Raw genomic sequence first — 9,897 nt, 5'->3', positions numbered from 1 at the left:
GGCGGCCCGGCGCTGGGCCCACACCCCGCCGGGGGGGGGGTACACCCGCACCCCCCCCCCCCGCGGCGGTGTTTCACGTGAAACCGCGCGCTTCCGCACCCTCACCGTCCGTAACGGCGCTCCCGCAAGGAGTACGAGCGCAGGGCGCGCAGGAAGTCGATCTCGCGGAAGTCCGGCCAGTAGGTCTCGCAGAAGTACATCTCGGCGTACGCGGACTGCCAGAGCAGGAATCCGGAGAGCCGCTGCTCGCCGGAGGTGCGGATGATCAGGTCGGACTCGGAGCGCGCCTTGGAGTACAGGTGCTTGGAGATGTGCTCCATGGTGAAGGACTCGATGAACTCGTCGATGTCCCCGCCCCGGGCGCTGTGTTCGGTGAGGGCGGAACGGACGGCGTCGACGATCTCGCGCCGGCCGCCGTAGCCCACGGCGACGTCGACCTTGGTGCCGCCGTGCCGGTCCTGGGTGGCCTCGGTGGCGGCCTTGAGGCGGCTCGCGGACTCGGCGGGCAGCAGGTCCAGGGCGCCGACGACCGAGACGGGCCAGGGGTTGCCGGGAACGGCCAGCCGCTCCACCACCTCGGCGATGATGTCGATGAGCGGGGTCAGCTCTTCCTCGGGCCGGTGCAGGTTGTCGTCGGAGAGCATGTACAGGGTGACGTGCTCGATCTCGGCCGAGTCGCACCAGCGCAGGAAGTCCAGCACCTTGGCGCCGCCCGCGCGGTAGCCCTCACGCGGGTCGTCGATGCCCGACATCTTGGCCCACCGGCGGTTGCCGTCGAGCATGATGCCGATGTGCTGAGGCCGTGGGCGTCCCTCCAGCTCCCTGACGAGTCGCTTCATGTAGAGCGCGTCGAGAGCGGCCCGTACCTTCGCCCGCATGGTCTACCCCTTCCACCTCGCCGACGGCGGCCGACGGCCCGCGCGGCGATGAGTCACGTGGCACCGCCCCGCAGGGGTGGGGATGCCGGTGCCTTGTGAAGTGACGATATCAAGAGCGGACATGGCCCCCTTCGCCCGAACCGTGCCCCGTCCGGGCTCTTCAAGATCATCAATTCCCGCCGGGAGCCGGGGAGTTGGCGCGGGGCCGGTCCGGTCGGAGCGGCCCGGCGGGCCGTCCTCTCAGTCGTCCGGTTCGCCGCCTTCGGAGGCGTCGACGGGCGGCAGGTCGTCGACCACGAAGGAGCCCTTGCCCCGCACAGTGACGATCAGCCCGCGTTCCCGCAGCTCCTGCGCGGCTCGCCGGGCGGTCAAGCGTGCCACGCCGTACTCGTCGGCGAGGCGGTGCTCCGAAGGGATGGGCCGGTCCGGCGCCAATTCCCCTGTCCTGATCTTGCGGGCGATGACGTCGGCCAGCTGGACGTAGAGCGGCCTCGCGCTCATGGGGTCCAGTACGGACTCGGCTTCTTCCCTGTCGCTCATATGTCCAACGTAGAGATGTGGTTCCCTACACGATCGGATGGATCTGTCTGCACTTGTATGCAGAGGGCTGCATAGCGGATATAGCGTCAGGCGACGAAAGACCCCGGCGAGGTGGACAAGACCTCCCGGGGCACGGCCAACGCTGACAAGGAGCGTCGACATGCCCGACCTTATCCGCCGCCTCGCCCTCCGGCTGCGCCTCTTCCTCATCCCCGGCACCGGCAGACACCGCCGTACCCGGCACCGGCCGCACCCCACCGCCGTACCGCTCGTCCCGCCCCCGGCGCCACCCGCGCGCCTTCCCCTCCACCGCTCCCCCTACGGCCTGTCCACCCCCCTCGACGGCACCGCGTCCCGCCTCGTGCGCCCCTACCTCCTCGCCCACGAACAGGACGCCGCCCTCACACAGCGCCGTCGCCTCGCCCTCGTCCTCGCCGCCGACTTCGGCATCGACCTCGACCGGCACCTCGTCGGCGCCCCGGAGGGGGCCGCGGCATGACGGAGCACCCGGCGCACCGCGCCCCCACGTCCCCGAGCACCCTGCGTCTGCTGCCCTGGCGCTCCCCGGACGGCAAGCCCTGCTACCTCTCCACGGACGAGAACGGCGGCTACCTCTCCCGCCTCGCCGACGACATGGAGGCCATGCAGCTCGCCACCGCCGAGGACGTCCTCGGCCTCGCCCGCCCGGTCCTGGACGACCCGGCCGCCCCGCACACCGAGGTCCGCTACGCCGGACTCCGCCTCGCCGAGTGCCTGGCCGACGCCCTGCGCGTGGCCGAGTCCCGGGGGCTGCGCCTGCCGGGAGCGGACGACGACGCGGACGCGGACGCCGACACCGACGCGGACACCGACGCGGACGCCGCGCCACCGGCACCCCACTCCCGGACCACGGAGACATCCCGCCCGTCCCCGCACGACATCCGGCCTGTTCGCAGGGGTTGAGCGCTTGCACGCGGGCGAAGTGGCAGACCTCGTCGCGCAACGACAGCACGGTGACAGGCTCACCCGTCGTCGCCCTCTGCCAGGCCACCGCCGCGGCGTGAGCAACGGCGTGCTCGGCTCGGGGCCAGGACACCGCCTCCACGGCGTGAGCCGTGGTGAAGGAAACTCCCTCGGCGCACCGCAGGCCGGCCGCGTACGCCCCGCAGCCGGGTTCGAGCCGGTCGGCGCGGCCAGGACGCACAGCGGCGGCACAAGGACGCGGCCGCGCTGATGACTGGCCTCGATGTACAGCCCCGTGAAGAAGGCGTCGCCCTCGTACAGCGCGACCAGGCAGGTGTGGTCCAGGACGACGGTCTCGACGCCGCCGATCACGCAGCGCGACCACCACGACCGGCACGGTGAGCGTCGTCGTGCCGTACTCGGCCGCGAGCACGGGCCTCCGCGAGCATTCGGCAGCACCGGCATGCTGAAACGTCAGCGCGGAAAAAGCGACAAAAAGACCCCTCCAACCGCGTTTCCGCGGGTCGGAGGGGTCTTGTGGGGTGGAGCCTAGGGGAGTCGAACCCCTGACATCTGCCATGCAAAGACAGCGCTCTACCAACTGAGCTAAGGCCCCGAAGCCGTGGCGTCCGACCGGCGGGGACTGCGTCCCGGCGGGCGCCGCAGACAAGAGTACCGGGTGGTCCCCCTTATCTCCCAAACAGATTGGGGGTCCCGGTGAACAACCACTCTCCGTAAGATGCTCGGCGTGGTTCGCTGGAGCGAACTGCGGTTTCTGGGGAAGCGATGGGGAGACGCAATGGACGCCGCACAGCAGGAAGCCACCGCGAGAGCGCGGGAACTGCAGCGGAACTGGTACGGGGAGCCACTGGGGGCGCTCTTCCGCAGGCTGATCGACGATCTCGGGCTCAACCAGGCGCGTCTCGCGGGGGTTCTGGGGCTGTCCGCGCCGATGCTGTCGCAGCTGATGAGCGGTCAGCGGGCGAAGATCGGCAATCCGGCGGTGGTACAGCGGGTGCAGCTGCTGCAGGACCTGGCGGGGCAGGTCGCGGACGGCAGTGTCAGCGCGGCCGAGGCCACCGAGCGGATGGACGAGATCAAGAGGTCCCAGGGGGGTTCGGTGCTGAGCAACACGACGCAGACCACGAGCGGTTCCGGTGCGCCCACGGTGAAGCGGGTGGTCCGTGAGATCCAGTCCCTGCTGCGTTCGGTGGCCGCCGCCGGCGACATCATAGAAGCCGCCGACACCCTCGCCCCGACCCACCCGGAGCTGGCAGAGTTCCTCCGGGTCTACGGCGCCGGCCGCACCTCGGACGCGGTCGCGCACTACCAGTCCCACCAGAGCTGACCCCGCCCGGGCCCGACCGCCGGGGGGGGTACGGCGGCCGGGTCCGCGCAGGTGCCGTGGACGCGGGGCGGGAAGGACAGGGGGAGGGGCGCGCAGGGCGATGGGTGAGGTCTTCGCCGGACGGTACGAACTGGTCGACCCGATCGGGCGTGGGGGAGTCGGCGCGGTGTGGCGCGCGTGGGACCACCGCCGCAGACGGTACGTGGCCGCCAAGGTGCTCCAGCAGCGCGACGCCCACTCCCTGCTGCGGTTCGTGCGGGAGCAGGCGCTGCGGATCGACCATCCCCATGTGCTGGCCCCCGCCAGCTGGGCGGCCGACGACGACAAGGTCCTGTTCACCATGGACCTGGTCACCGGCGGCTCACTGGTCCACGTGGTCGGGGACTACGGTCCGCTGCCGCCCGGTTATGTCTGCACCCTGCTCGACCAGTTGCTGTCCGGGCTGGCCGCGGTGCACGCCGAGGGCGTCGTCCACCGGGACGTCAAGCCCGCCAACATCCTGCTCGAAGCCACCGGCACCGGCCGGCCGCGGCTGCGGCTGGGGGACTTCGGCATCGCGATGCGCCTGGGCGAGCCCCGGCTGACGGAGGCCGACCTGGTGGTCGGGACGCCCGGTTACCTCGCGCCCGAGTCGATGATGGGCGCGGAACCGGACTTCGCCGCCGACCTGTTCGCCGTAGGGCTGGTCGCGCTCTACCTGCTGGAGGGCGCCAAGCCGGACACCAAGGCGCTGGTGCAGTACTTCGCCGAGCACGGGACACCGCCCGCGCCCGCGAGCGTCCCGGACCCGTTGTGGCAGGTCGTGTCGACGCTGCTGCAACCGGATCCGCAGGCCCGGTTCCGTACGGCCACGGGGGCGCGCAAGGCGCTGGCCGCGGCCGTGGAACTGCTGCCGGAGCCCGGTCCCGACGACGAGCTGATCGAGATATTCGACCAGGTGGGGCCGCTGCCGGCCGGTTTCGGCCCCGCCGGTCCGGTTCCGGTCGCGGGCCGCGACGCGTCCGTCCGGCCCTCCGCGCCCGTCGCACCCGCCGGTCCACAGGACCCGTCCGCTCCGCCCCCGCTGCCCGGCATGTCGGACACCGGCAGCTTCCACCTGCCGCCTCCGCACTCCACGGTCGCCCTGCTCGGCCAGTCACAGCCGCAGCCACAGCCACAGCCGCAACCACAATCGCAACCACAATCGCAACCACAGTCGCAGTCACAGTCACAGTCGCAGTCGCAGTCGCAGTCGCAGTCACAACCCCAGCCACAGTCACCACCGCAGCCGCAGCCGCCTCATGCGCCCCCGGCCGTCCCGTACCCGCGGCACACCCCCGCGTCCCAGCCCCCGCACACGCCTCCCCCCACCGCGGCCTACACCGCCCAGAGCGCCCAGGCCCGGCCCCCCGCCCCGCCCGTCGCCCAGCACCGCGCCCCCCGGCGCCGCCGTCCCGGCCCCCCGGCGGCGGTGGCCATCCCGTTGCTGTTCCTCGCGCTGGTCTGCTACGCCGTGGGGTTCTGGGCCCTGACCCGTATCTGAAACCCCGCCGCCCCCGGCGCCCGGACCCCGCTACGCCCCCCTGCGCCGCGCCACGACCGTCCACACCCCGAGCCCGGCCAACAGCGCGCTCCCGGTGCCGATCCCGCCGAACGCGACCGCCCTCATCGCCGGGTCCCCGCCACCGTCCGCGGTCTCGCTCCCGGCCCCGCCCCCGGACGCCGCCGCCCGCAAGGGTTCCGTCGCCTCGAAGACACCGCCCGGCACCGGCTCCCCCGCGTACTCCGGCCCGGTCCGCGCCGCCCCCGTCAGCCGCAGGCGCAGGACGAGCCCGAACGGCCCGTCGCCGAAGCGGTCGGCGACCTGTTCCGCGAGATGGACGACCAGGTAGTACGACCCGGCGAACCGCATCGCGCTCTGCTGCTCGGCGACGGCGTACCGGTTGCCGTACGCCACCGGCGGCACGGGCCCCAGGCCGACCGTGGCCCGGCGTCCGGTGTAGCCGGTGCCGGCGCTGTCGACCTGGCCGCGGACGGGGTTGTAGAGGGACACCGACAGGGCTCCGGTGGCGTACCCGGAACGGCCGTCGGCGCCGTCGAGTTCGGCGGTGGCGTACAGCTGCCGGCCCCAGTCGAGGGGCACCTGGTAGTAGAGGGTCTGACCGGGCTCGACGCCGGCACGCCAGGCGCCCTGGCCGATGGCCGCGGCGTCGGTGAAACCGGCGCCGCCCGGGCGGTCCTCGGGTGCGCCGGTGAGGGGGGCGGGCGAGGCCGAGTCCCAGGCCTCCGGGGCGTCCGTGGCCGCCGTCCCCTTCACGGCCGGCTCGGAGACGGTGGTCAGCTCCAGGTCCCAGGCGTCGGGCGGGGAGTCCTGCGGCCGGACGCGTTCGACGACCACGTAGTAACGGCCGGGGTCCTGGCACCGGGTCCCGGTGCGGGTGATCTCGCGCGCTCCCCACGCGGTGACGGGGCGCGGGCTGCGGGCGGCGCCGAAGGTGGCGCTGTCCAGGGAGCAGGAGCCGCCGTCGGCGTCCTGTACGGAGACGCGGACGCCGTCGACGGCGACGACCTCCTCGCCGGGGCGGGGTACGGCGGTGACGGAGACGTAGGCGTCCGAGGCGGCGTCGAGTTCGAGGGCGTAGTGGGCCCTGGCGTCGCGCGCCAGGGAGCTCCGGTAGGTGACGCCCGGCTCCAGGCGCACCGCGCCGGCCGTACCGTCGGCCGCGTCGACACGCCGGGCGTCCTCCGCGAAGGCGTAACCGCCGGAGGCGTCACCGGAGGCCGCGTCGGCGGCGCCGGCCGCGGAGTGACCGGCCGCCAGGGCCGTTCCGCCCGGTGCGGCGGCCGTCACACAGAGCGCGGCGGTCACAGCTGCCACGGCGGTCCCGACGGTCACAGCGGTCCCGGTGGCCCGGCGCCGGAGCGCCGGTACACGCCCGCCCCCGGCCCTCGGCCCCGACGTATGCAGCCACCTCATCGCCGCCACCCCTCACACGTCACCGAACGGAACCGGCACGGACCGGCATGGACCGCCATGGACCGGACCCCGACCGGACGGAACCGCACCCGTCCCGCCCCGCCTCGACCCCGCCCGACTCGACTCGACTCGACTCGATTCGATTCGACCGTGGCCCATCCTGCCCCGCCGCCCCGCCCGCCATCCGCCGGTTCCGCGGATCGGTCCGGTCCCGGGTCCCAGACCTCAGGGCCCAGACCCCGGACCCCAGCCTCCAGCCCCCTGGCCCCTGGCCCCTGGCCCCTGGCCCCTGGCAACACAAAACCCCGACCGTGATACGGCCGGGGTCTGTTCTCAGGACCGGTTGTCGGTCGTCCTCACGAACCCGTGGGCACGGAGTCAGTCGCCTCCGTCCACAGATCCTGCTCGGCGCGATCCGCCTGGATCTGGCGGTACACGAGGAGCCCGCCGATGGCGGCCAGTGCGACCAGGAGAAGCTTCTTCACCGCGCGACCTCGTCTTTCCTTGACGTAGGGGACCTCTGCCGCCCGACTATACACACCGGCCGATATCGATCGGTGACCTGCGTCCGGCGCCAACTCGGCACCGCCGGACCCCAGTAGGGACGGGCCGGACCGTTCCGGCCGGACGGTGATCACACCCGCACGCACCGTGAGATTTGGTCCCTCTTTTACTCGTTCGGCATTTTTCTTCCGACTTGCACCCATCCGTGTGGTGCTGATCTGAAGATCGACGCGTCACGGGCGTCGCTCCCCCACTTCTCGGCCCTCATACACATCATGAGGAAAGTACGCAAATCGCCCGAGCCGAAAGTGAGGGGCCATGGCCCGGAACAAGTTCCTCAGCGTGTGGACCGCCTTCGTCACCGCCTTCCTCGCGCTGTGCACGGCGCTCGGGCTCATGACGACGACCGCCACGGCGGCGGTACCGCGGACCGAGACCGCGCGCAACAGCGAAAGCGGCGCCCCCGCGGCCACGGTCTTGGCGACGGCCCCGCGTTCCTGGTCACGGGCCGGTGCCCTGCCGCCCACGATGAAGCAGCGCATCCGGGCCGAGGCCCACGGCACGTCCCCCGGCTGCCGCCACCGTCCCGCCACCGACACGGTCGCCGCGGCCCGCTCCGCCACCCTGTGCGGCACCGCCGGACGGACGGAAACGGAACCCCTGCCCCTGACCGACCCACCGCTACGACGCTGAGGTCTCCTCCGGGGACCGCCCCGACGTCCTGGAAGCGCCCGGCCGGGTCACCCGGCCGGGCGCTTCCCCGTGCGCGGCCGTCTCCCCGCCCGCACCGGTCACCCGTACTACCGCCCCTTTGTGATGCTGATCGCCTGTGCCGGACACTGTTCGGCCGCCTCCCGTACGCGCGGGTCGTCACCGCTGTCCTCCCGCCCCGGTAGGACGGCGCCGAACCCGTCCACCGTGGTGAAGACGGACCCCGCCCGGTACACACAGTCACGGGAGCCGTAGCAGAGCTCCTGATCGACGGTCACCTTCATGCGCGTACGACTCCCCTCCCCGACAACATCCCCGCCGCACACGGCCAGAAGCGCGCCCCGGCAGGAACCGGCACCCGGCACGCTCCGCCCATCCGCCGTGTCGTCACACGTCTTTCCCGGTCAGGGCGAGACGGACGCCGAGGCCGACCATCACCGTCCCGGACACCGCGCCGATCGCGGACAGACGGCGGGGCGACCCGCGAAACCAGCCACGCGCCGTACCGGCGAGGAGCCCCCAGGCCGAGTCGGACACCAGCGCGACAGCGGCGCAGACGACGCCGAGGAGCACGAGTTGCAGCGTCACGTGCCCCGCCGAGCGGTCGACGAACTGGGGCAGCACGGCCGAGAAGATCAGGAAGCCCTTCGGGTTGCTCACGCCGACGACGAACCCCTGCCGGGCGATGCGCAGCGCGCTGGCGGGCGACCGCTGCCGCGCGTCCGTGACGGCCAGTTCCCCGCGATGCCGCCACGTCTGGACGCCGAGCCAGACCAGGTACAGCGCGCCCGCGAACTTCAGCACCGAGAACACCACGATCGACCGGGCGACGACGGCTCCCAGCCCGAAGGCCACCAGCATGGCCTGGATCAGTATCCCGGCGTTGTTGCCCACCGCCGTGGCCAGCGCCGCCCGGCGCCCGAGCGTCACCCCGCGCCCGACCACGAACACCACGCTCGGTCCCGGCACGGCGATCAGTACGGTGACCACAGCGAGGAAGGCCCAGAAGTGCTGCCCGATACCCGGCATGCCGTCAGGCTAGGGATCCGGCCGGTACGCGACAACCCCGCGTGGGCCCGGCGTCCTTCACCCTGATGGTCCCGCGCTGCGCGGTGCGCCGTATCTTGGGCGGGCACGAGGAACCGGGACGGACGACCACCGGGCCGCACCGGGCCGCACGACCCTCCGAGAGGTGGTGAGCCGGATGAGCCGCCGCGTCACCGTCGTCACGGCCGTCCACGCCCCGTCCGCCCCCTTCCTCCGGGACGCGTACGACTCCCTGCGCGCGCAGGAGTTGCCCGACGGCTGGCAATGGCAGTGGATCGTCCAGGAGGACGGCCGGACGGACGACGTACGCCCCCGTGTCCCGGCCGATCCCCGGGTGTCGTTCCGGCAGGGCCGGCCGGGCGGCCCCGGCGTGGCCCGCACCATCGCGCTGGCCCGCGCGGAGGGCGAGTACGTGAGGGTCCTCGACGCCGACGACCGGCTCACCGCCGGCGCGCTCGCCCGCGACCTCGCGGTACTGGAGGCCGACGCCACGATCGGCTGGACGACCTCCCGCGTCCTGGACCTCCTGCCCGACGGTTCGACGGCCGGGTTCCCGGGCGACCCGGACCACGGCCCCATCGAGCGGAACTCCCTCCTCTCCGCCTGGCGGGCCGGCGGCTTCCGCGCCCCGGTCCACCCGGCGACCCTCTGTGTCCGCCGCGACCTGCTCCTCGCCCTCGGCGGCTGGATGGCCCTGCCGGCCTCGGAGGACACGGGGCTCCTGCTCGCCCTGAACGCGGTCAGCCGCGGGTGGTTCACCGCGGAGGCGGGTCTGCTCTACCGCAAGTGGGATGGGCAGGTGACCGGTCAGGCGGCGCACGTGGACCCGGCGGAGCGGGACGCGCGCATGGCGGTGATCGAGGCACGCGCCCGGGCACTGGCCCACCTGGAGTGGGAGCACCCGCGGGCGCCTCTTCCCCCCGGCTGACCCGCTGGGCCGGCTCCACGGGTTGACCCCTGGGCCGGCCCCC

Annotated in this window: 12 protein-coding genes and 1 tRNA gene; 6 read left to right on the top strand and 7 right to left on the bottom strand. The window is 73.0% G+C overall.

The features are described from left to right. Positions 1 to 101 precede the first annotated feature (101 nt). Positions 102 to 878 carry an isoprenyl transferase gene (locus ACY1JF_RS09905; RefSeq protein ID WP_462704633.1) on the bottom strand — a complete coding sequence of 259 codons (777 nt, stop codon included), beginning with the start codon at positions 876 to 878 and terminating at the stop codon, positions 102 to 104. A 240-nt stretch (positions 879 to 1,118) separates the two neighbouring features. Next, positions 1,119 to 1,418, bottom strand: a complete 300-nt coding sequence (locus ACY1JF_RS09900) for a GntR family transcriptional regulator (protein WP_462704631.1) — start codon at positions 1,416 to 1,418, stop codon at positions 1,119 to 1,121. Between the two features lie 160 nt (positions 1,419 to 1,578). Here ACY1JF_RS09900 and ACY1JF_RS09895 point away from each other — a divergent pair, with 160 nt between their 5' ends. Next, positions 1,579 to 1,917, top strand: coding sequence for a hypothetical protein (locus tag ACY1JF_RS09895; protein ID WP_462704630.1), 339 nt, complete (start codon positions 1,579 to 1,581; stop codon positions 1,915 to 1,917). Next, entirely contained in the window at positions 1,914 to 2,360 is a 447-nt protein-coding gene (locus tag ACY1JF_RS09890; protein ID WP_462704628.1) for a hypothetical protein, read from the top strand. The genes ACY1JF_RS09895 and ACY1JF_RS09890 overlap by 4 nt, the downstream gene beginning before the upstream one ends. 543 nt (positions 2,361 to 2,903) lie before the next feature. Here the strand turns inward: ACY1JF_RS09890 and ACY1JF_RS09885 are convergent. Then, positions 2,904 to 2,976 (bottom strand) — tRNA-Ala (locus ACY1JF_RS09885). 183 nt (positions 2,977 to 3,159) lie between these two features. On the opposite strand from ACY1JF_RS09885, the gene ACY1JF_RS09880 reads away from it, so the two are divergent. Both ACY1JF_RS09880 and ACY1JF_RS09875 read left to right on the top strand, forming a co-directional pair. Then, positions 3,160 to 3,708 (top strand): helix-turn-helix domain-containing protein, encoded by a 549-nt coding sequence (locus ACY1JF_RS09880; RefSeq protein WP_462704627.1) that lies wholly within the window; start codon positions 3,160 to 3,162, stop codon positions 3,706 to 3,708. 100 nt (positions 3,709 to 3,808) lie between these two features. Further along, complete coding sequence (locus ACY1JF_RS09875; RefSeq protein WP_462704626.1) at positions 3,809 to 5,230, top strand: serine/threonine-protein kinase; 1,422 nt, start codon at positions 3,809 to 3,811, stop codon at positions 5,228 to 5,230. 30 nt (positions 5,231 to 5,260) lie between these two features. Here ACY1JF_RS09875 and ACY1JF_RS09870 read toward each other — a convergent pair whose 3' ends face one another. Together ACY1JF_RS09870 and ACY1JF_RS09865 are read right to left on the bottom strand one after the other, a co-directional pair. Then, the gene (locus tag ACY1JF_RS09870; protein ID WP_462704625.1) at positions 5,261 to 6,664 is read right to left on the bottom strand and encodes a hypothetical protein; all 1,404 of its coding nucleotides are present in this window, start codon (positions 6,662 to 6,664) and stop codon (positions 5,261 to 5,263) included. A gap of 356 nt (positions 6,665 to 7,020) precedes the next feature. Next, on the bottom strand, positions 7,021 to 7,149 hold the full coding sequence (locus ACY1JF_RS09865; protein WP_003999697.1) for a DLW-39 family protein: 129 nt from the start codon (positions 7,147 to 7,149) through the stop codon (positions 7,021 to 7,023). A gap of 337 nt (positions 7,150 to 7,486) precedes the next feature. Between ACY1JF_RS09865 and ACY1JF_RS09860 the strand changes: the two genes are divergently transcribed. Then, positions 7,487 to 7,861, top strand: coding sequence for a DUF6344 domain-containing protein (locus ACY1JF_RS09860; protein WP_462704624.1), 375 nt, complete (start codon positions 7,487 to 7,489; stop codon positions 7,859 to 7,861). A 107-nt stretch (positions 7,862 to 7,968) separates the two neighbouring features. Here ACY1JF_RS09860 and ACY1JF_RS09855 read toward each other — a convergent pair whose 3' ends face one another. Both ACY1JF_RS09855 and ACY1JF_RS09850 read right to left on the bottom strand, forming a co-directional pair. Continuing rightward, a complete protein-coding gene (locus ACY1JF_RS09855; protein WP_462704623.1) occupies positions 7,969 to 8,163 on the bottom strand; it encodes a ferredoxin in 195 nt (64 codons plus the stop codon). Between the two features lie 103 nt (positions 8,164 to 8,266). Further along, a complete protein-coding gene (locus ACY1JF_RS09850) occupies positions 8,267 to 8,908 on the bottom strand; it encodes a LysE family translocator (protein WP_462704622.1) in 642 nt (213 codons plus the stop codon). A gap of 175 nt (positions 8,909 to 9,083) precedes the next feature. Here ACY1JF_RS09850 and ACY1JF_RS09845 point away from each other — a divergent pair, with 175 nt between their 5' ends. Continuing rightward, complete coding sequence (locus ACY1JF_RS09845) at positions 9,084 to 9,854, top strand: glycosyltransferase family 2 protein (RefSeq protein ID WP_462704621.1); 771 nt, start codon at positions 9,084 to 9,086, stop codon at positions 9,852 to 9,854. The last annotated feature ends 43 nt before the right edge of the window (positions 9,855 to 9,897 follow it).

The sequence above is a fragment of the Streptomyces sp. SYSU D01066-1 genome (assembly GCF_054956795.1).
The sequence above is the reverse complement of the archived record's forward strand: the minus strand, read 5'-3'. Positions and strand labels throughout refer to the sequence as shown.